Source organism: Butyrivibrio sp. FCS014, from assembly GCF_000526935.1.
Lineage (GTDB): Bacteria > Bacillota > Clostridia > Lachnospirales > Lachnospiraceae > Butyrivibrio.
In genome coordinates, this window is sequence record NZ_JAHA01000006.1 from 42,716 (window position 1) to 65,041 (window position 22,326).

19 protein-coding genes are annotated in these 22,326 nt (G+C 47.7%); 16 read left to right on the plus strand and 3 right to left on the minus strand.

All coding sequences use genetic code 11. The features are described 5' to 3' along the window. The 8 genes from T456_RS0104005 (at window position 1) to T456_RS19130 (ending at window position 10,685) form a co-directional block, all read left to right on the plus strand. Entirely contained in the window at window positions 1–1,191 is a 1,191-nt protein-coding gene (locus tag T456_RS0104005) for a PLP-dependent aspartate aminotransferase family protein (protein ID WP_330369682.1), read from the plus strand. 70 nt (window positions 1,192–1,261) lie between these two features. Next, window positions 1,262–2,164, plus strand: a complete 903-nt coding sequence (locus tag T456_RS0104010; protein WP_024865024.1) for a LysR family transcriptional regulator — start codon at window positions 1,262–1,264, stop codon at window positions 2,162–2,164. Window positions 2,165–2,305: 141 nt separating this feature from the next. After that, window positions 2,306–3,238, plus strand: a complete 933-nt coding sequence (locus tag T456_RS0104015) for a MetQ/NlpA family ABC transporter substrate-binding protein (protein ID WP_024865025.1) — start codon at window positions 2,306–2,308, stop codon at window positions 3,236–3,238. Between the two features lie 84 nt (window positions 3,239–3,322). Beyond that, window positions 3,323–4,297, plus strand: coding sequence for a methionine ABC transporter ATP-binding protein (locus tag T456_RS0104020; RefSeq protein ID WP_024865026.1), 975 nt, complete (start codon window positions 3,323–3,325; stop codon window positions 4,295–4,297). Between the two features lie 70 nt (window positions 4,298–4,367). Then, on the plus strand, window positions 4,368–5,030 hold the full coding sequence (locus T456_RS0104025) for a methionine ABC transporter permease (protein ID WP_330369683.1): 663 nt from the start codon (window positions 4,368–4,370) through the stop codon (window positions 5,028–5,030). A gap of 247 nt (window positions 5,031–5,277) precedes the next feature. Further along, window positions 5,278–7,839, plus strand: coding sequence for a PEP/pyruvate-binding domain-containing protein (locus T456_RS0104030; protein WP_024865028.1), 2,562 nt, complete (start codon window positions 5,278–5,280; stop codon window positions 7,837–7,839). Window positions 7,840–7,878: 39 nt separating this feature from the next. Then, the gene (locus tag T456_RS0104035; protein ID WP_242835865.1) at window positions 7,879–9,009 is read left to right on the plus strand and encodes an FAD:protein FMN transferase; all 1,131 of its coding nucleotides are present in this window, start codon (window positions 7,879–7,881) and stop codon (window positions 9,007–9,009) included. Window positions 9,010–9,146: 137 nt separating this feature from the next. Continuing rightward, window positions 9,147–10,685, plus strand: coding sequence for a carbohydrate-binding domain-containing protein (locus tag T456_RS19130; RefSeq protein WP_242835866.1), 1,539 nt, complete (start codon window positions 9,147–9,149; stop codon window positions 10,683–10,685). A 147-nt stretch (window positions 10,686–10,832) separates the two neighbouring features. Here T456_RS19130 and T456_RS0104045 read toward each other — a convergent pair whose 3' ends face one another. After that, a complete protein-coding gene (locus tag T456_RS0104045) occupies window positions 10,833–11,081 on the minus strand; it encodes a hypothetical protein (protein ID WP_024865031.1) in 249 nt (82 codons plus the stop codon). A 68-nt stretch (window positions 11,082–11,149) separates the two neighbouring features. On the opposite strand from T456_RS0104045, the gene T456_RS0104050 reads away from it, so the two are divergent. The 4 genes from T456_RS0104050 (at window position 11,150) to T456_RS0104065 (ending at window position 15,362) form a co-directional block, all read left to right on the plus strand. After that, the gene (locus T456_RS0104050) at window positions 11,150–12,796 is read left to right on the plus strand and encodes a spermidine synthase (protein WP_024865032.1); all 1,647 of its coding nucleotides are present in this window, start codon (window positions 11,150–11,152) and stop codon (window positions 12,794–12,796) included. A gap of 14 nt (window positions 12,797–12,810) precedes the next feature. After that, window positions 12,811–13,869 carry a histidinol-phosphate transaminase gene (gene hisC, locus T456_RS0104055; protein WP_024865033.1) on the plus strand — a complete coding sequence of 353 codons (1,059 nt, stop codon included), beginning with the start codon at window positions 12,811–12,813 and terminating at the stop codon, window positions 13,867–13,869. Between the two features lie 89 nt (window positions 13,870–13,958). Then, window positions 13,959–14,477 carry a COG2426 family protein gene (locus T456_RS0104060; RefSeq protein ID WP_024865034.1) on the plus strand — a complete coding sequence of 173 codons (519 nt, stop codon included), beginning with the start codon at window positions 13,959–13,961 and terminating at the stop codon, window positions 14,475–14,477. Between the two features lie 27 nt (window positions 14,478–14,504). Further along, window positions 14,505–15,362, plus strand: coding sequence for a class I SAM-dependent DNA methyltransferase (locus T456_RS0104065; RefSeq protein WP_024865035.1), 858 nt, complete (start codon window positions 14,505–14,507; stop codon window positions 15,360–15,362). 12 nt (window positions 15,363–15,374) lie between these two features. Here the strand turns inward: T456_RS0104065 and T456_RS0104070 are convergent, their stop codons facing one another. Together T456_RS0104070 and dapF are read right to left on the minus strand one after the other, a co-directional pair. Then, a complete protein-coding gene (locus T456_RS0104070) occupies window positions 15,375–16,553 on the minus strand; it encodes an alpha/beta fold hydrolase (RefSeq protein WP_024865036.1) in 1,179 nt (392 codons plus the stop codon). After that, window positions 16,544–17,455, minus strand: coding sequence for a diaminopimelate epimerase (gene dapF, locus T456_RS0104075; protein WP_024865037.1), 912 nt, complete (start codon window positions 17,453–17,455; stop codon window positions 16,544–16,546). The genes T456_RS0104070 and dapF overlap by 10 nt, the downstream gene beginning before the upstream one ends. A gap of 209 nt (window positions 17,456–17,664) precedes the next feature. On the opposite strand from dapF, the gene T456_RS0104080 reads away from it, so the two are divergent. The 4 genes from T456_RS0104080 to trkA all read left to right on the plus strand — a co-directional run bounded on the left by T456_RS0104080 (window position 17,665) and on the right by trkA (window position 22,323). After that, on the plus strand, window positions 17,665–18,171 hold the full coding sequence (locus T456_RS0104080; RefSeq protein ID WP_024865038.1) for an SEC-C metal-binding domain-containing protein: 507 nt from the start codon (window positions 17,665–17,667) through the stop codon (window positions 18,169–18,171). Between the two features lie 138 nt (window positions 18,172–18,309). Further along, a complete protein-coding gene (gene thrS, locus T456_RS0104085) occupies window positions 18,310–20,193 on the plus strand; it encodes a threonine--tRNA ligase (RefSeq protein WP_024865039.1) in 1,884 nt (627 codons plus the stop codon). A 90-nt stretch (window positions 20,194–20,283) separates the two neighbouring features. Then, the gene (locus T456_RS0104090; RefSeq protein ID WP_024865040.1) at window positions 20,284–20,907 is read left to right on the plus strand and encodes a hypothetical protein; all 624 of its coding nucleotides are present in this window, start codon (window positions 20,284–20,286) and stop codon (window positions 20,905–20,907) included. A 54-nt stretch (window positions 20,908–20,961) separates the two neighbouring features. Next, window positions 20,962–22,323 carry a Trk system potassium transporter TrkA gene (gene trkA, locus T456_RS0104095; protein ID WP_024865041.1) on the plus strand — a complete coding sequence of 454 codons (1,362 nt, stop codon included), beginning with the start codon at window positions 20,962–20,964 and terminating at the stop codon, window positions 22,321–22,323. Window positions 22,324–22,326 lie beyond the last annotated feature (3 nt).

Genomic DNA, 22,326 nt, shown 5'->3' on the forward strand with positions numbered 1-22,326 from the left:
ATGGATTGTAGTGGTTGCAACAGATGTACTCAGATGAACTGCAGTATTGATACAAAGTGTCAGCAGTTGGACAGAAAGCTGATGGACAGGTACGGAGCGGTGAGCTTCCCTATCTATCAGACTGCGACCTTTGCCCACCCGGGACTTGGGGAGAGTACCGGCTATGACTATACGAGAGTTCAGAATCCCACAAGGCAGCAGCTTGAGTCAATCGTGGGATATCTTGAGAACGGCAAGGATGCAATAGCTTTTTCCAGCGGAATGGCAGCTATTGCGACGCTGATGGAACTTTTTCAGATCGGGGATCACTTCATTATTGACAGCGATCTCTACGGCGGAAGCGTAAGACTCTTTAACGAGATCAGCAGGAAGAACGGACTTACATATACAGCGGCCAACTTAAGCAAAGACGATGTAAGGCCGCTCATTCAGGAGAATACCAGGATGATCTATCTTGAGACTCCGACAAATCCCATGATGAACGTTACGGATATCAGTGAACTTTCAAAGATTGCAAGAGATCACGGGATACTGCTGGTGGTGGACAATACTTTTCTTTCTCCCTATTTCCAGAATCCCCTGGATCTTGGAGCGGACATCGTGGTACACTCGGGAACCAAGTTCCTTGGCGGCCACCACGACACCGTGGGAGGATTCCTGGTGGTAAAGGATCAGGCTCTTGATGAGAAGCTTCGCTTTATCTATAAGACCACCGGTGCGGTGCTGAGTCCTTTTGACAGCTTCCTGATCTTAAGAGGAATAAGAACTCTGGCTGTGCGTCTTGAGAGAGCTCAGGAGAATGCCCTTAAGCTGGCAAGGTATTTAAAACGCCAAAAGCACGTCACAAAGGTTATCTATCCCGGACTTGAGGAACATCCCGGGTACGAGATCATGAAGAAGCAGGCAAGAGGCTTTGGTGCGATGCTGACCTTTGAGGTGGACAGCGAGGGTTTTGCCAGGTCTATCCTCAATCATGTGGAGCTGATCTATTTTGCGGAAAGCCTTGGGGGAACAGAGACTCTTATCACCTATCCCATAACCCAGACCCACGCTGATGTTCCGGCGGACGTGCTTGAGCGCAACGGAATAAATGCCAGGACTTTGAGGCTGTCTGTCGGAATAGAGGGAATCGGTGATCTTATCAGTGAATTTAACAGAGTATTCGCCATTGCAGAAAAAGAGAATAGTTAATCCTTGAATATTGTGTTATATTTATGCAAAATGATTTTTGTATAAATCATACACGTTCGGGGGAATAACTATGACCATCTTACAACTTAAATACGTTATAGCTATTGATGAAGAGTGCTCCATGAGAAAGGCGGCTGACAGACTCTATGTGTCACAGCCCGGCCTTTCAAGTGCCGTCAGAGACCTGGAGAATGAGCTTGGCATCCAGATCTTTGAGAGGGTTCACAACGGTGTTGTGACAACGGCAGCAGGAGCCTCTTTTATTGCATATGCAAGAAATGCCGTGGAGCAGTTCGAGAAGGTAGAGGAAAAGTACCTGAATGCCAGGAACGAGCGCCCTACATTCTCAGTATCCATGCAGCATTACACCATTGCGGTTGATGCCTTTATCGATACAGTAAGAGACTTTGATGTGGAGGAGTACCAGTACTTTATCCGAGAGACCCAGACAAGTGAGGTTATTGAGGATGTTAAGACCATGAAGAGTGAGATTGGTGTCATCGCTCTGTCGGATTTTAACAAGAACACCTTCAAGAAGATTTTTGCTGATGCATCCCTGGAATTTCACGAGCTCTTTTCCCGTGATACCTACGTGTATTTAAGCCACGACCATCCTCTGGCTGACAGGGAGGAGCTGTCATTGGAGGATCTTAGCGATTATCCTTGCATGGTATTTGACCAGGGAGACAACACTTCCTTCTATTATAGAGAAGAGGCTCTTGCAACCTATGACTACAAGAAGATCATCAGCACCAATGAGAGGGCGACCTCCATTGAACTGATGCTGGGACTGGACGGATACGCCGTTGGCGCTGCAATGCTGGGAGCAGGGGAGACTTCATCGGGAATCAAGGTCATCAAGCTTAAAGAGGAAGAGACCCTGACCTTCGGATATATCAAGAGAAAGGGCGCTAAATTAAGTGAGATGGGTCAGGCTTTTGTGGAGAAACTTGAAGCCCACAAGGAAGCCTGAGCAGCAATAAGAACTTCTTATAGCCCTCGATAGATGATTATTGCTTGCAAAGGTGCAAAAGCAAGTGTAAATTAGTTAAATATAAAAAACATACCGTTTTGCGGAGGGCAGGATTTCCGGAAGCGGTAAAAGGAGGAGAATATGAAAAAGAATATCATCACAAGCCTTGTGCTTGCAGGAACTCTCGCACTTGGCGTACTGACAGGCTGCGGCGACAGCGCAGCAGCTACAACAACAGAGACTGCAGAGACAACTGAGGCTACAGAGAGCACAGATACAGCAGCCCAGGCACCTGCTTCAGATGACGGTGACAAGACCATCACAGTTGGTGCTACACCTGTTCCCCACGCAGAGATCCTTGATAACATTGTAAAAGAAGTACTTGCAGAGGACGGCTGGACACTTAACACCGTTGTTTTCTCAGATTATGTACTTCCCAACACATCTCTTGAGCAGGGCGAGATCGATGCTAACTATTTCCAGACTCTTGGTTACATGAACCAGCAGAACGCTGATGCAGGTCTTCACCTGACAGCTGTTGCAGGTATCCACATCGAGCCCATGGGTATCTACTCACAGAAGTACACATCACTTGAGGAGCTTCCCGACGGAGCATCAATCGGTATCCCCAACGATCCTGATAACGGCGCAAGAGGTGTAGACCTTCTTGTTCAGAAGGGACTTCTTGTTTCCAACGGCGGCTTTGGTACAGATGACAACTATACAGAGGATTCACTTACCAACGACAAAGAGGCTAACCCTCACGGCTACGTGATCACACCTCTTGAGGCAGCTAACCTTCCTCTTTCACTTCCCGATCTTGATGCAGCTACCATCAACGGAAACTATGCTCTTGAGGCAGACCTTCCCGCTCAGTATCCTGCACTTGACATCGAGGAGTTCGATGAGGAGACCACCATCAAGAGAACAAACTTCCTTGTTGTAAAAGAGGGCAATGAGAACTCTGAGAAGACACAGGCTCTTATCAAGGCTCTTCAGTCACAGAAGGTTCAGGACTATATCGATGCAACCTACAAGGGAGCAGTTATCACATCTTTTGTAGACCCACAGTAATGAATAATGTATAATGTTATGGCACGCTGCGGTTGCGGCGTGCCATATTTTATGTTAACAGCAATAGTAAGCGGTGGAATTTGTATGATTAGAATTGACAGTGTTAAAAAGACATTTGGAAAAACAGAGGTACTTAAGGATATCTCCATTGATATTGAGGACGGCGAAATCTTTGGTATCATCGGACAGTCGGGCGCAGGTAAGTCAACCCTGCTTAGGTGCATTAACGGCCTTGAATCCTATGATGGCGGACTGATCACAGTTAACAAGAATCCTGTTCACATCGATGATAAGAAGAATCTTCGCCGTATTCAGAAGAAGATGGGAATGATCTTCCAGGGATTCAACCTTCTGGAGAGACTTGATGTATATCAGAACGTGGCGCTTCCCATGAAGTTCTGGGGAATCCCCACTAATACCCCTGAGGCAAAAGAGAAGATTTTGAAACTCATAAGTCTCGTTGGACTGGAAGAAAAGGTCCATGCAAAGCCAAGGGAGCTCTCAGGTGGACAGAAGCAGAGAGTTGCCATAGCAAGAGCACTGGTGCTGAATCCCGAGATCCTTCTTTGCGATGAGGCGACAAGTGCCCTGGATCCGGAGATTACAAAGGGTATTCTGGCTCTTTTACAGAAGATCAATAAGGAAATGGGCATCACCATCGTGGTGGTTACTCACCAGATGGAGGTTGTTAAGCAGATCTGCCAGAGAGTGGCTTTCCTTAGCCAGGGCAAGGTTCTTGCAGTAGGCAAGCCTGAGCAGCTGTTCGTATGGCCCAAGGAGAGGGAAATCAGAGACTTCCTCAGGGAGGAGAGCGACAAGCTGCCGTCCACCGGCGTCAATCTCAAGCTCTTTTTCTTTGGAGAGGGCAATCAGAGGCCCATCGTTACCCAGATGTCACAGGAGCTGCACACGGATTTCAACATCTGCTGGGCCAAGCTCGAGGACTTCAGGGAGGACGTATACGGAAGCCTTGTTCTTAACATGGATGAGAAGGACCTGGAGAGGGCCTGTGCATTCCTTGATTCCAAGGATGTTACCTGGGAAGTTATCCCGAGATGATCTGCTATCCCGAAGCGGATCTGCAGTGACTGCAAGAGTTTGAACATTAGTTTTACTGGAGGTTTTTAAAATGTCTGGAATTTTATCCAATACCGGCATGCATGCAATTATATGGAAGGCTTTTACCCAGACCCTGTATATGGTGTTCTGGTCAACCTTCTTTTCGGTGATAATAGGTTTTATCCCCGCTATCATTCTGACGCTGACAGCGCCTGACGGCCTTAAGCCCAACAAGATTGTATACGAGATCTTAAGCTTTATCGTAAATGTATTCAGGAGCTTCCCTTTCATTATCCTTCTGGTTATCCTGATTCCATTTACCCGTATGGTTGTTGGAAAATCCATCGGAACAACGGCATCCATCGTGCCTCTTACCGTGTCTGCGATCCCCTATATTGCCAGGGTGTTTGAGACCAGTCTTCGTGAGACCAATCCCGGTGTCATTGAGGCGGCAAGGTCCTTTGGCGCATCCAATTTCCAGATCCTTATGAGAGTCTACGTTAAGGAGTCCATTCCCAGGATGCTCAACGGCATAGTGCTTCTGGTTATCTCGCTGGTAGGATACTCTGCAATGGCAGGAACCGTAGGTGGCGGCGGTGTAGGTGATATTGCCATCCGTTACGGCTATCAGCAGTACAAGACGGACTACCTTATTGTCTGCTCCATTATTCTGATCATCTTCGTTCAGCTGATTCAGATGCTTGGCAACCACATGTACAAGAAGATGAGCTGATCCGGCATATCAGGGAAAAGAGCCGGCTAATCAGGAATAATGTTGGCTTCGCAAGTTTTTTGTTCATATTCTGCGGAGAGTGTTATAATAACAGTACGAGCAAAGGCGCTTGAATATTAGGCGTTCTTTGCTCTTTTTTGTTGCACGGGACCGGCAGGCGATACAGGACCGTCAAGCGATACAAGACCGGCAGGCGATCAGCCTGCCCGATTGGATGGTTTGGACGTGAAATAAAGGGGAGATGATTATGGCAGCTTTTGACAGAGTGTGTTCGGGAATACCGCAGATGGATCAGGTCTTTGACAACATCCGTCTCGGGGATAATGTGGTCTGGAGGGTGGACAACCTTGAGCAGTTCAAGCTCTTTGTAAAGCCCTATGTCAAGCAGGCAATAGCGGACAAAAGAAATCTCATCTACATAAGATTTGCTACCCACGAGCCGCTTCTTGAAGAGCAGGAGGGGCTTAAGATAGTCAAGGTGGAACTCAACCACAGGTTTGAGAATTTCACGGTGCAGATTCATGAGATCATCAGAAAAGAAGGACGGGATGCCTTCTATGTTTTTGACTGCCTTTCCGAGCTGCAGACTGCCTGGGCCACGGACCTTATGATGGGGAATTTCTTCAGAGTGACCTGCCCTTATCTGTTTATATTGGATACGGTGGCTTTTTTCCCTCTTATAAGAGGCAAGCATTCCTTCCTTGCCATCGCGAAAATAAGGGACACAACACAGCTGTTTCTTGATGTTTATTCCGACGATAAGCATGTCTATGTAAGGCCGGATAAGGTCTGGAACAGATACTCCGAGACAATGTTCCTTCCGCAGCTCTATGATCCCAATACCGGGGATTTCAAGCCTATCCTGGATGGCGTCATGGCAAGCCGGTTCTATCAGGTGCTTGGCAAAAGCGGCATCTCCTCCGACAGCGAGAACATGGACAGCTGGGATCGGTTCTTTGATCTTACCAGGATGATGAGGCAGGCAGGGAGCGACGTCAGCGCAAATTGTGCCACCATGTGCGATATAATGATGACCCGTGATGAGCGCCTGCGTCAGATGGTAAAAGAGCTGTTTACTCCGGAGGATTATTTTGCCGTAAAGGACAGAATGATAGGAACCGGAATGATAGGCGGAAAGGCCTGCGGCATGCTCCTTGCCAGAAAGATAATTGAAAAAAGACGCCCCGATATATACGAATATCTTGAGCCCCATGATTCTTTTTACATAGGTTCGGACGTTTTCTATACCTATATCGTTGATAACAATTTCTGGGATCTTCGGATCAGACAGCGCACCAGGGAGGAGTTTTTCTCTGTGGCTGAGCAGTTTTCGGAGCTTCTTTTGCAGGGAAGATTTTCAAGAAGCATGGAGGAGCAGCTGGTTAAACTTCTTGAGTATTACGGCCAGGATCCCATTATCGTTAGGTCAAGTTCAATTCTTGAGGACGGCTTTGGTAATGCTTTTGCGGGAAAGTATGAGTCGGTGTTCTGCTCCAACTCGGGAGAGATGAAGCAGCGAGTCGAAGAACTTGAGAATGCGATCCGCACGGTATATGCCAGCACCATGAGCCGTTCGGCACTGGATTATCGCTCAAGACGCGGCCTTCAGGACAGAGATGAGCAGATGGCCCTTCTGGTACAGAGGGTTTCGGGGTCCTACTACGGGGAGTTCTACATGCCCTGCGCTGCGGGAGTTGGTTATTCCTTCAGCCCCTATAAATTCATGGAATCCATCGATCAGTCCGCCGGTATGCTGCGGCTTGTTATGGGCCTTGGAACCTCGGCCGTTGACAGGACCGAAGGATCCTACCCCAGGCTTGTGAGCCTTGATAAGCCCACAGCCACCAACGCAAGAGATTCCATTGAGAGGCATCAGTACTCCCAGAGGAAACTTGAGCTTATGAACCGCTCCACAAGAAAGCTTGAGAGGGTGTCGCTGGAAGAAGTGGAAAAAGAGATGCCTTTTTACTTAAAGCGCCTTCTATTGGAACATGACACCGATACCGAGAGGATGTTCAGGGACAGAGGCGAGGACAGGGATATTCAGTTCATCTCATGCCTTGGAATAGTCAAAAAGGATGAGCTCATGAACCAGATGAAGGACATCATGAGCACAATACAGGACGAGTACAAACATCCCGTGGATATAGAGTTTACCATCAATTTTGATGAGAGCGGCAATTACGTTATCAACATCCTTCAGTGCAGACCCCTTCAGATATATCAGGACAATGAGGAGGTCAGGATTCCGGACGATATCGAGCATGATGAGATTCTCTTCGATTGCAGGGGCTCCGCGATGGGATTATCACGGGCTATAAAACTGGATATCATCGTATATGTTGATCCGGTAAAATACTACAGCATGCCCTATCAGGACAAGAATAAGGTGGCCGGCGCCATAGGCAGGATAAACTGGCAGATGCGTGGCAAAGGAAAGCACATGCTTCTTATGGTCCCGGGCAGGATAGGAACCTCTTCCCCGGAACTTGGGGTTCCCACGGCGTTTTCGGATATAAGTGAGTTTGACGCGGTTTGCGAGGTGGCGGATTCAAAGGTGGGCTATAACCCGGAGCTCTCCTATGGAAGCCATTTCTTCCAGGACCTTGTGGAATCGGGAATCCTCTACAACGCCATCTTTGAGAACGAAAAGACTCTTCGTTACGATACGGGGATTCTTAGCTCTTTTGACAATATGCTTGATGACCCGGAAGTTAAGGACATCGTGGGCATGTATGACGTATCATCCGACGGCATCTACATCTACCATGACATGAATGAAGGGGCCACGTTGTGCGCGAGGATCTAAATTGTAATTCTGCCGTAATGGTCTATAATGGTAGATACTATGAAGAAACGGATACTCGCCAAAAGAAACATAGTGATCACAGGGCTTTTTGCGCTGGTGCTGGCCTTCGGGCTTGCAGGGTGCGGGGGCCCTTCTTCTCGTATTTATACATCGACATTGTTCGCCATGGACACTGTGATGGAGCTGGAGATAGCAGGCCCTTCGGACTATACTCTGCAGGCGGAGCAGATGATCCGTGCTCTGGAAAAAGAGCTGTCGGTAACAGACGAGGGCAGCGAAATCGCGAAGCTTAATAAGAATGGAACCGGGATGGTTTCCGGGCAGGTTTCGGAGATAATTGAAAGGGCTTTGGATGTCTGCGACAGGACTGAGGGAGCGCTTGATATTTCGATCTATCCGGTGCTTCGCGCCTGGGGATTTACCACGGGAGAATACAGGGTTCCTTCTGATGATGAGATTGAAAAGCTCCTTGCGAATGTGGATTACAGAAAGATCGTTGTGGAGAAGGAAGGGGCCGGCGGCGGAGTTGCCGGGGAAGATGTCGGTGGAGATGACGTAGGGGCCGGCGACGGAGATGCTGTAGGGGCCGGCGGCGCAAAGGTCACAATCCCTGAGGGCGCCATGATGGATCTTGGAAGCGTGGCCAAGGGCTACACCGGGACCTATGTGGCGGATGAGCTAAGGAAGATGGGAGTTACAAGCGCGCTGTTAAATCTTGGCGGAAATGTGCAGTGTATAGGTACAAAGCCAAACGGCGACAAGTGGAAGGTGGCGGTGAAGAGCCCCTTTGAGGACAGCACCACGGGAATGCTCGGAGTTGTTGAGGCAGATGACGTTGCCATAATAACCTCCGGCGGCTATGAGAGATACTTTGAGGAGAATGGCGTAAAGTACTGGCACATCCTGGACCCGGAGACCGGAAAGCCTGCTGACAGCGGCCTTGAGTCGGTGACCGTGGTAGGCAGGGATGGCCTTGTATGTGACGGGATGTCCACGGCTCTTTTTGTAAAGGGGCTGGATGAGGCTACAGAAGTCTGGCGTGAGTCCAATGACTTTGAAGCGGTGTTTGTTACCAAGGACAGAAAGGTCTATGTGACAGAGGGACTTGCGAAGGATTTTAGCCTTACTGCGGAGTACGGCGATGTTGAGCTAACAGTGATAACGAGATGAGTACGGGAATGCAGTGCTTATAGTGATAGCAGGATGAGTCGGCAGGATTTTTGGCCGGCTCTATTTTTTTTAGATTCCTTTTAAGTTGGATTTAGGTTGGTGTTCCATAATGGCATCAGAAAGTGAGGGACACAACCATGATGAAAAAGAATCTTATAAAAAAATCTGCAGCGATGTTGATAGCTGCATTGTTACTTACAGGATGCTCGGCAAGTGAATTTACTGATGCGGTGGACGGCCTTATGAGCTCGCAGACAGAGCAGACAAGTGAAGACGAAGCTGAACAGGCAGGAGGCGATGTGGCCGGGAAAACAGGCGAAGGCACCGGCAGCGAGGAGGCGAAGGAGAACGTTTCAAGCGAAAGCGAGAAGAATCTTTCATCTTCATCAGCTACCGCTTCCTCATCAACCCTGATTGATACCTCGGATCTTTTCAGCGACAGGGATCTTGAGCAGGAAGCAGATCTTACTGATGCGAAGAGCCTTACCCTTACAAGCGGTGAGAACATCAGCATAACCGCTGAGGGGGTATATGTCATAAGCGGAACCGCCACTGACAGCTCAATCATTGTCGAGGCAGCAGATACAGACAAAGTCCAGATCGTTCTGGACGGAGTATCAATTACCAATGAGGATGCACCTGCTATCTATGTAAAGAGTGCAGACAAGGTATTTGTCACGACCACAGACAGTGAGAATACTCTTAAGGTGACGGGCACCTTCACAGCTGACGGCGAGACCAACACCGATGCGGTCATCTATTCCAAAGAGGATCTGGTTCTGAATGGTGTCGGAACACTTAATGTCACTTCTTCCGACAACGGTATTTCCTGTAAGGATGATCTGAAAATCACAGGCGGAACCTACAACATCACTTCAGAATCAGATGCCATCGAGGCCAACGACTCTGTAAGGATCAGCGACGGAACTTTTAACATCGATACCGCAAAGGATGCTATTCATGCGGAGAATGAAGATGACAATACTCTCGGATATATCTACATCTCAGGCAGCACTTTTAATATTGAATCAGACAGCGACGGAATCCAGGCAACAACAGTCCTTATGATAGACGGCGGAACCTTTGACATCAAGGCAGGCGAGGGCCTTGAAGCAACCTATGTGCAGATAAATGATGGAACAATAAGTATCGAGGCTTCCGATGACGGAATAAATGCAACCCAGAAGAGCACAGCCTATGACGTAGTGATCGAGATCAACGGCGGCAATATAACTATCAATATGGGATCCGGTGACACGGATGCTCTTGATGCCAACGGATATATCTATATCAATGGCGGAACTGTGGACATCACCGCGCAGTTTGCATTCGACTTTGACAAGGGAGCAGAGCTTAACGGCGGAACAGTGACAGTTAACGGTGAGGAAGTGACCGAGATTTCCAACTCTATGATGATGGGAGGCGGCGGATTTGGCGGTGGCCGCGGCGGCATGAATGGCCAGGCTCCTGACGGCAGCCAGATGCCTGAGGGTGGCCAGATGCCTGAGGGTGGCCAGATGCCTGAGGGTGGCCAGATGCCTGAGGGTGGTCAGATGCCTCAGGGCGGCTTTGGCGGCGGCCACGGCGGAAGGGGCAGCTTTAAAGGCCAGACTTCCGGAAGCCAAACAACTGAAGGTGGCCAGACTTCCGGCAGCCAGACCACCGGTGGAAACTGATGAGCCGCGATGGCGGAGCCTTTAATAATCTTTTAAAGAAAATTGATCCTGTAACCCCGGTACCCCCGGTCAAATTACCTAGAATAATACCAACACGCCGAAAACCGGCCTTATAGTATTACAAAAGTAATACCAAGGAGCTTTATTTCAAGCCCTTGGTATTATTTTTGGACCTGAAAAGGCTTGAAAAGAGCGTGAAACAGCTAAAAAGTAATACCAATCTTGCATATAGAGACCAGTAGTATTACAACCACCTGTAAGCCCCCTTTTCCGAAGAAAATCCGGCAGTTCATCATCAAGAAAATCCGGCAGTTCATCCTCGAAAAAATCCCCCGGTTCATCCTTGAGAAATTCCCCAAAAAGATATATGATTGTGTACAAGTTGTTTTGTTGCACTGGGAATCTCTAAAACCCCTGTGTAAACAAGGAAACGGCACAATATAAGAAAGTCGGGGATAGTTATTTTGGAACGCAAGAAGATATTGGAAAATAAATGGTTTTTGTACCTGACTGAGTTCTTCGCAGGTATGTCGGTAATGGCAGTAGAGCTGGGAGCCAGCAGGCTCCTGGCTCCTTACTTCAGTTCATCCCAGATCGTGTGGACCATCATCATCGGAACCATCATGATTGCTATGGCTCTGGGCAACATCTACGGCGGAAGAAAAGCCGACAAGGACCCGGATCCGGGCAAGCTCTATGGCAGGATCCTCATCGCAGCCCTCTGGATCGCAGCAATACCGGTCCTTGGCAAATACATCATCATCGGAATCTCAGCGGTACTGATTTTTGCAGTCAACAGCAACTTCCTTATAATTGCGGCTTTTGCGGCATGTATGGTGGTTTTCGTATTCCCTCTTTTCCTTCTGGGAACAGTAACCCCCAGCCTTGCCAAGTACACCACGGATTCCCTTGAGGACAACGGCCGCATCATCGGAACTCTCGGTGCTTTCAACACAGTGGGAAGCATCATCGGAACCTTCGTTCCCACCTTCATTTCAATTCCTGCGGTGGGCACTTCCGTAACATTCCTGATCTTTGCGGGAATTCTTCTTATCCTATCCATTGTATATTTTGTCAGCCCGCCCATGGGAGGCGCCAAAAAGGTCATCGCCGGAGCGTTTATCTTCATCCTTTGCATGATCTTCGGCCACAGCACCTCTTTTGCATTCTGGGAAAAAGACCTCTCATATGAAGGCGAGTCTGTGTATAACTATCTTCAGGTAAAAGAAGATGACAACAGAGTCTACCTGTCCACAAACGTGCTCTTCGGCGTCCAGTCCATTCTTGTAAAGAACGGCGCCCTTACAGGCATGTATTATGACTACGCTATGGCAGCTCCCTACATGGCAGGAATCAAGGAGAAGGAGCAGGCCGGCGAAAAATTGAACGTACTTATTCTCGGCATGGGTTCCGGAACCTACGCAACCCAGCTTAGCCACTACTTTGACAACATTGAGGTGGAGGGGGTTGAGATCGACGACAAGATCACAGACCTTGCTCATGAATACTTCGAGCTTCCCGCTGACACAAAGGTTGCAACCTATGACGGAAGAGCTTATCTTGCAGCAATTGACGGAACCTACGATGTCATCATGGTTGATGCCTATCAGGATATAACCATTCCCTTCCAGATGTCTTCATCAGAGTTTTTTACCATGGTCAGAGACCACCTTGCTCCTGAGGGAATCATGGTGGTAAACATGAACATGTATAATCAGGGCGAGGGCACAGATGATGCTTCGGGAAAAGAGGCAGCTACCATCAATACATATCTTGCAGACACCATCAGTTCTGTATTTGACAACGTTGTAACCGTAAAGGTGCCGGGAACCACCAACAGAGAGCTTTTTGCCACAAACAATTCCGAATTCCTGAACAGACTTTCCGATAATACACAGATGGAGACAAACGACACCTTAAGAGGTATGATGGAAAGCGTAAACGCAGGTTGCATGCCCTACGAGTCCACCGGCCATGTGATGACGGATGACAAGGCACCGGTTGAGCTTCTTGGAATGAGACAGATTGATTCCATTATCAAGAACGAAGTGGCATACTATAAGAATATCTACAACAAATACGGAATCCAGGGACTTCTGGATCTTCTTTGATGAAGGAGAAAAGTATGAGCTGGGAAGATAACGTAAGAAAGGTTGTCCCCTATACACCCGGGGAGCAGCCCAAGATCAAAAACATCATCAAACTTAACACCAACGAGTGCCCCTATCCACCGGCCCCTGCGGTAAAGGAGTGCCTTGCCGCCATTGACTATGACGACTTCAGGCTCTATCCGGATCCTACGGCCTCGAAGCTGGTGAAGGCTTTCTCGGACTATTACAAGGTTCCAGAGGATCAGATCTTCGTTGGCGTTGGCTCCGACGATGTCCTTGCCATGGCTTTTCTTACATTCTTTAATTCAAAAAAGCCGGTTCTTTTCCCGGATATTACCTATTCGTTCTACGATGTGTGGGCGGAGCTCTTTGGAATCCCCTACAAGCAGGTTCCGCTGAATGATAACTTTGAGATTGTTAAAGAGGATTATTACGAAGAGAACGGCGGCGTGATCTTCCCAAATCCCAACGCTCCAACAGGAATCCTTCAGAGCCTTGATATGATCGAGGACGTGATCAGGCACAATCAGGACGTTGTGGTTATCATTGATGAGGCTTATATAGATTTCGGCGGTGAAAGCTGCCTTGATCTTATTGATAAATATGACAATCTTCTGGTGGTTCAGACAACTTCCAAGTCCAGGGCTATGGCGGGAATGCGCATTGGCTATGCCTTCGGAAGCAAAAAGCTTATCAAGTACCTTCAGGATGCCAAGTACTCTTTTAACTCATACACCATGAACAGGCCTTCCATAGAGCTTGGCGCCGCGTCACTGTCTGATGATGAGTACTTTAAGGATGTATGCAAAAGAATCATCACCACCCGGGAGAGAGTTAAGGGACAGCTTCGTGACCTTGGCTTTGAATTCTGGGATTCCTGCAGCAACTTTGTGTTCGCAAGGCACAAGACTGTGCCGGGAAAAGAAATTTTTGCTTATCTGAGGGAAAATGGTATAATAGTGCGACGATGGGATGCACCCAGGATCAGCGAGTATCTTCGAATTTCCATCGGAACAGATGAGCAGATGGACAGGATGATCGAGGTGCTGTCCGCAATGCCCGGGATCAGATAAGGTATGGATGCGATCGGTGATTGGCGCAGGTTGTGCCGGAACAGAGGATTGTATCTTGTATAATTTTTTAGTTTAGGAGTTTGGGTTTTATGCTTACATTTTTTAAAGAGTCGCTTATTGGCCAGTACATCACAGTTTTCATCGTGTCAATGGTACCGCTTATTGAGCTCAGGGGAGCAATTCCCTTTGCCTACGCCTTCAACCACACGGGAACAGGATTTAATCTTCTTTTGGGATATATCCTTATCGCCATCGGAAATATGATCCCTGTGCCGCTGATCTACTTCTTCGCAAGAAAAGTTCTTGAGTGGGGCAAGGATAAGCCTGTTATCGGCAAGTTCTTTACCTTCTGTCTTGAGAAGGGCGAGAAGGGCGGACAGAAGCTCCAGGCCAAGGCAGGACAGGGATTGTTTGTTGCACTGATGCTGTTTGTAGGAATCCCTCTTCCCGGAACAGGTGCATGGACAGGTACACTGGCAGCCAGCATCCTGGATATGGATTTCAAGAAGACAGTTACTGCCGTAATCTGCGGAATTGCTCTGGCAGCAGTTATTGTCAGCATTGTATGCGCTCTGGGATTCGGAGCATGGTTCGGAATCACCGGCTGATGCAAACATTAAGAAAAGGAATAGAGAATGGAACAGTATACTGATTTTGCAGCTGTATATGATACATTCATGGATGAAACCCCATACGCCGTATGGGGTGATTTTGTTGCAGGGATAATTGAAAAATACGGGGTATCCAAGCCCGCGATAGCGCAGGGAAACAAGGCAGATGCCGAAGACGCTGCAAGGCAGGATGCGGAAATTCCCGAGGACTCCGAGGAAGCTCTTGAACAGGAGAGGAATCTTGTGGTGGAGCTTGGCTGCGGCACCGGAAGTTTTACCCTGGAGATGGCAAAGAGAGGCTACGATATAATCGGAACGGATCTTTCTTTTGAGATGCTTGATATAGCAAGGCGCAAGGCTGCCGAGGCCGGGCGGGATATCATGTTCCTTCAGCAGGATATGAGAGAGCTCGATCTTTACTGCACCGCAGGGACCATTGTAAGCGTATGCGACAGCATCAATTATCTTACTGAGGATGAGGACGTGCTTGAGACCTTCCGTCTTGTGAACAACTTCCTCTATCCGAAGGGTCTTTTTATATTTGATTTCAATACGGTCCACAAGTACCGCGACATCATCGGTGATGCCACAATAGCTGAGAACCGCGAGGACTGCAGCTTTATCTGGGATAATTATTACAACGACGAAGACCACATCAATGAATACGATCTGACCATCTTCGCAAGGTGTGATGATGAGGATGAGATCTTCAGAAGATCTGTGGAAACTCACTACCAGAGAGGGTATGAGCTGTCTGAGATGAAAGAGTTTGTTAAAAAGGCGGGCCTTGAATTTATTGAGGCCGTAGATGCAGACACCCACGAGCCCCCTACTGATGACAGCGAGAGGATTTATGTGATCGCTCGTGAGTGTGGAAAATAAAAATATTGAGAGTTACTTGCTGTGACTGAAAAGCCACTCCATGTATGCTTCATCCTCCATTACTGCCAGCTCCACGTGATGGTAGCTGTAGGTGGAATCGGGAGAACCATCGGCACCGGCCGCATTCATCTGATCATCGGTGTACTCGGTGTATTTAACCTCTTTTGCACCGGAGCTGTTTAAGAGGTCTACGGCTTCCCTGCTGGCGGTGACGGGAATCGTGTTATCATGTTCGGCATGGGCAAACCAGATGGGAACCTCAGCCATTTTCGGAAGATTGGCGGCAGCGGTCTGGGCATATGTGGTTGCCGGGCAAAGTGCCATGGCCGCAGCAAAAAAATCCGGATACTTTTCGCAAATTTCAAGGGTGGAGAGACCTCCGAAGGAGTTTCCCATGACGTAAACCCTTGAACTGTCTACTTTGCCTTCACTTATCATGGTATCCACTATATCTTTTACCGAATCCAAAACCTTACCCCTTGAAGAAACCTGGAAGTAAGATGAATCCCCGATCACGGGAGCGAGAACGTAGCAGGGGCGCACGGCCTGGTTTTCCGGCTCGGCCCATTCAACTGCGGTGCGATAAGTCAGAAGATTGCTGGTGTCCCCGAATCCGTGGAAAACAATGACGATGGGCATTTTGCTTTCCTCTGAGGGACGATACAGTCTGTAGTCAAAAGAGGCATCGCCTTTATAGGAGACAGTTTCAAAATCATCTGCTATAGGTGTTGCCACATCGGTGACATCTTTTTCGGTGAAGCCAAATTCAGGGTTATCGCTGCAGGTGACTTCATAATTCTTCACATAGAAGAATTTCTCGGGAAATTCATGAGGCGTTAAAGTAAGGGTATTTCCTTTAATTTCAGCGCTTTCAAAATCACAGGAGAAGTCTCTCGTATCATTGCTTCCCCACATGCCGGCCTTCCCCTTCATGGAAAACTGCGAAGCCGACAGCTCTTTTCCCTCTATATCATTGCTGAAGGTCAGTACGAAATTCTCGGGATACTGGCCTGTCTTGCGAACACTTGCGTTAACTTTAACGCCTGTAAGTGAGTTGTTCATATTCGCCTCCGTGGTGGTTTGGGCTGAATCTGCACCGCAGCCTGACAGAAATGCTGTAAGTGCAGCAAGGATCACAGCTGTCTTGAGCTTTCTTTTATTATTGATTAGAGAATAGCGTCTCAGTCCCATTCCAGTACTCCTTCAAATACAGTAACTGCAGGGCCTTCCATGATCACGGGGGAACTAGCGGTTCCGTCCCAGCTGCATTTGATGTCACCCCCAAGAACGTGGACGGTGATCTCGTTGTCGGTAAGGCCGTTTAAGATGCAGGCTACAGCTGTGGCGCAGCAGCCTGTGCCGCAGGCCAGAGTTTCGCCGGTGCCGCGCTCCCAGACTCTCATATGGACGTTGTTCCTGTCATCGATCTTAACGAATTCGGTGTTGGTCCTGTTGGGGAAGTACTCATGATTTTCAAAATGAGGGCCGTAAGCTTCGATATCAAATGAAGCCAGGTCCATGTCTTCCGGCAGGAAAACTACGGCATGGGGATTGCCCATGGACACGCAGGTCATGTGCCATTTTCTGTCGAGAACGGTGATGGGCTCATTTATGACTGAATTTGCAGGAATTCCTGCAGGATCGCTTTCAGCTTCATCAAAAGGAATGGAATTGGGAAGACTTACGGGAACTTCGGGGGCAGCAAGAACCGGTGCACCCATATCAACTTTCACGCTTTTTACAAGGCCATCCTCACCAAGAGTCAGGTCGATGTATTTTTTCTTGCAAGCACTGACTATGGTAAGCTGGGTCCTGTCTGTAAGATTGTGGTCAAAGACATACTTGGCAACGCATCTTATGCCGTTTCCGCACATCTCTGAGCGGGATCCGTCTGCATTGTACATCTCCATCTCAAAATCGATGTCCGGGTCATCCACGGGGTTGATGAAGATCAGCCCGTCCGATCCTATGCCAAAGTTTCTGTTTGATACGAACCTTGCCAGGTCGGCCTTTTTCTCAGAAGGAACCTGCACCTGACCTCCGTCTATATAAACGTAATCATTGCCGCAGCCCTGCATTTTAGTGAAATTGATCTTCATACGAATTCCTCCCCAATATGTGTAGCATTGAATTTTGCATATATAATAGCACACAACCTAATGGCGCACAAAGTCTGTTTTGATAAACACCACTGCGCACGGCTAAAGTTTACAGATTAGAGAAGATATATTAGAATATTGAATGTATGTAGTCAATTAAGCTTCATACGCTTAATTTTTTCAACGAAACAGGAGTAAAAACTATGGCATTATTAGAAAAATGGCGTAACACCGCATATTCAGAGACAGCCAATAAAGGCGATCTTCAGAGACTTTGGACAGATTATTTCCAGAAGGAAAAGGACATTTACGCAGAGCTTTTAAAGAATCCCGACGAGACAGTTAAGGGAACTGTTAAGGAGCTTGCTGAGAAGTATGGCGTTGACCTTATGACAATGGTTGGATTCCTTGACGGAATCAACGACAGCCTTAAGGAGCAGAACCCCATCGAGGAGATGGAAGAGGATACAGAGGTTAACCTTGGTTTTGACAAGGAGCTTCTCTACAAGAACATGGTTGGTGCCGGTGCAGACTGGCTTTACAATCTTCCCGAGTGGGAACCCATCTTTGATGAGGCTAAGAGAAAAGAGCTTTATAAGGAAGAGAAGAATTCACATACCATCAGAAAAGAAGCAAAAGTATATCCCAATGATCCCTGCCCTTGCGGAAGCGGCAAGAAGTACAAGAAGTGCCACGGCAGAGCGCAGTAAATACCATTACCGCTGCAGAGCATTAATTCTGAATGTACCCGGTAGCATAGCACTTGGTTGGTGTAAGCTGCGGGAACAAATATAAAAAACAATAAAGAAAGGCTCTCCCCGGTTGGGATTGCCGAAAGGAGAAATGAAATGGAAAAAGAACAATTCAAAGAAGTTTATCGTCACTCACTGGCTCACATCCTGGCAAAGGCCGTATTTGAGCTCTATGGCAAGGAAGTGCAGATTGCTATCGGACCCCAGATCGATGACGGCTGCTACTACGATTTCGTACTGCCCAAGGCAGTGACCCAGGATGATTTCAAGACCATCGAAGACAAGATGAGAGAGATCATCAAGAGAAGAGAGGACTGGACAAGAAAAGAGGTTTCAAGAGCTGAGGCCCTTGATATCTTCAAAGATCAGAAGTTCAAGGTTGAACTTATCAATGATCTTCCCGAAGACGAGACACTGACAGTTTACTATACAGGTGAGGATTTCGTAGATCTCTGCAGAGGACCTCACGTAGACAATTCTCAGGAGCTCATGAACGTTTCTTATCAGATCAAGAGCGTTTCAGGTGCTTACTGGAGAGGTGATGAGAAGAGAGACCAGCTCTCAAGAATTTATGTATATGCTTTCCAGACCAAGGATGAGCTCAAGCAGCACATCAAGATGATCCAGGAAGCTATGGAGAGAGACCACAAGAAGATCGGTCCTCAGCTGGATCTTTTCATGTTTGATGAGACAGCTCCCGGAATGCCTTACTGGCTTCCCAGAGGATGGAAGATGTATCAGGCACTCCTTAAGTACTCAAGAGAGGTACAGGAGAGACACGGATACACAGAGATCGCAGCTCCCCTTATCAACAACAAGAAGCTTTGGCTTATCAGCGGACACTGGGCACACTATGTAAACAACATGTTCATGGTCCCCGGTCTTGAGGGAATGGTTAAGGCTGATGCCGAGATTCCTGAGGTATTTGAGAACTACAACGATGCTTTTGAAGAGCCCAAGCCCGTTAAGATCGTTGCAGGTTCCATGATCTACAACCGTGAGCTTGAGGACACCATGGCTGCAAAGCCCATGAACTGCCCCAATGCCATGATGACCTACAAGAGAACTAACCACTCCTACAAGGAGCTTCCTATCAGATACAGTGAGTACGATGTGCTTCACCGCAAGGAGAAGTCCGGACAGATGAACGGTCTTTTCCGTGTACAGGAGTTCCGTCAGGATGATGACCATACATTCGTAATGGAGTCACAGATCAAAGAGGAGATTGCAGATGTAATCGCAATCGCTGACGAGATCTACTCAACATTCGGTGTAACCTACAGAGCAGAGTTCTCAACAAGACCTGAGGACTTCATGGGAGATATCGAGGTTTGGAACAGAGCCGAGGCTGCTCTCAAGGAGATCCTTGATGAGAAGTACGGTGAGGGCGGATATGAGATCAATGAGGGCGATGGTGCTTTCTATGGTCCCAAGATCGACCTTCAGATCAAGGATGCCCTTGGAAGAGAGTGGCAGTGCGGAACTGTACAGCTTGACTTCCAGCTTCCTCATAACTTTGGACTTACATACCAGGCTCAGGACGGCACAATGCAGATGCCTGTAGTTATCCACAGAGCTATTTACGGATCTTTAGAGAGATTCATAGGTATCATCATTGAGAACTTCAAGGGAGTATTCCCCTTCTGGCTTTCACCTTACCAGGTTGGCATTGTTCCCATCAGAGTGGAGCACAATGAGTATGCCAAGAAGGTTGAGAAGGCTCTCATGGATGCAGGAATCCGCGTAGAGGCTGATTACTCCGACAACAACATGAAGGAGAAGATCAAGAAGTACAAGAACTACAAGGATCCATACATTCTTGTTATCGGTGACAGAGAAGCTGCTGAGAACACTGTATCCATCAATGTTCGCGGCTCCAACAAGCAGATTCAGAATGTACCTCTTGATGAGCTTGTAAAGATGTGCAAAAAGATGAATGAAGAGCATTCACTTGAGCTTATCGACAGCTACGAGGCCTGATCTAAAGAAACAAATATAAAGGCACAGGAAAGTCTACTGACCTGTGCCTTTTATAGTAATAAAGCAATATCGGAGTTTGCAAAAGAACTAATGAAGAAAAGTATTGTTACGGATAAACTTAAGATGATCACGGCTGTGGCTCTTGCCGCTGCTGTGGCGATGTCGACAGCTCTTTTGACCACAGATGCGGTGAAAGTAAGGGCACAGGAGGATCTTCCGGAAGCCGGCTGGTGCAGCTTTGTGATACCTTCGGAGTTTGTGCCGGGGCCGGAGAGCGGAGTATTCATCAACAGGAACTACCCCATGGAGTCCTCCACCATCAAGTACAGCTTCTACGACAACGGCAAGGATGTGACTTTTACCAACAGGCAGAGGCAGGAAGAGAGCTTCAATGTGCCCGGAAACAGAATAACGGACGAGCCCACGCTCCTTACAAAAGAGATTTATGAAGAGACCCTGTCAGCTGCTTTTAACAGTAAGTACGGTCAGGACGTTGGCTTTGCAGTAGAGTCTTTTGACGATATAGAAGTGGACGGATATCCGGGATTTAAGATCCGGTCCTCCTACAGGGCCGAGGGAGAGGAGACGATACATCAGACGGTGTATATGCTTATCTCCAAATACAAGGTCTTCACCGTCACCTATCAGAGGGCGGAAGACGATGACTGCGAAGAACAGTTTGAAAAAAGTGCGGATACAATACATGTGAATTGAAGGTTGAATCCTTTAAGACTATAATGTTTATGATATAAATTTCGGAGGCATGTTATGAGGATCATAGTTGTTGGCTGTGGAAATGTGGGGCTTGCCCTTACACAGCAGCTTAGCAAGGAAGGTCATGATATTACCGTGATCGAAGAGAAATCCCAGGTGGTACAGGCAGCTGTCAACAACCTGGATGTAAAGGGAATCGTTGGCAACGGCGCCAGCTATTCCATCATGAAGGACGCAGGCATCGATTCTGCGGAGCTCATGATAGCGGTTACCAATTCAGATGAACTGAATCTTTTGTGCTGTCTTATAGCCAAGAAAGCCGGTAACTGTCATACCATAGCGAGAGTTCGTAATCCTGTCTACAAGAAGGAGATCAACTTCATCAAAGAAGAACTTGGACTTTCCATGGTAATCAATCCTGAGGAGGCGGCAGCCAGCGAAGCTTCAAGACTTCTTAAGCTTCCTTCCGCCACCAAAATTGAGACCTTTGCAAGAGGAAGAGCAGAGCTTGTAAGGCTTGTTATAGATGAGAATTCAAGACTTTGTGACCATGCCCTTAAGGATATTCCTTCAGATCTCAAGAAACAGGTTGTCATTGCTGTAGTTTCCAGAGGAAATGAAGTATTTATCCCTGACGGAAGCTTTATCTTAAGAGCGGGAGACGAGATCACCATCTGCGGCTCCAGCAAGGGAACTCTGAATTTCTTCAAGAAGCTGGGACTTCCCACAGCCAAGGTTCATTCTTCAATGATCATAGGCGGCGGTGAGACCGGATATTACCTGGCAATGCAGCTTATTTCTCTTGGCATAAAGGTTACAATATTTGACAAGGATCCCGTAAGATGCAAAGATCTCACTGATCTTCTTCCTCAGGCCCTTGTTATTAACGGAGACGGAACAGACAAGGACATGCTTCTTGAAGAAGGCGTGACCAGAACCGATTCTTTTGTGGCTCTCACAAACCTGGATGAAGAGAACATCATGCTCTCCATGTATGTAAAGAGCATTAACCCCAAGGCCAAGCTTATCACCAAGGTGCACAGGGTTAACTACGGCGATATAATCGGATCTTTGGGAATCGGAAGCATCATCTATCCCAAGAACATTACCGCCGAGAGAATTGTTGAGTTCGTCCGCGGAATGTCCGCATCCAAGGACAGTAACATTGAGACTCTTTACAAGCTCAATGATGACAGAGCGGAGGCTCTGGAGTTTATTGTTCGCAGCGGCAGCCCCGTTATCGGCAAACCTCTTTCCGAACTCAAACTCAAAAAAGGCGTTCTTATTGCCTGCATCAATCACTACGGTGAGATCATATCCCCCAGCGGAGATACCATGATCAGGGACAGAGATTCCGTGATTGTAGTTACCATGCTGCCGGGCTTAAAAGATATAAATGACATACTGGAGAAGTAAAAA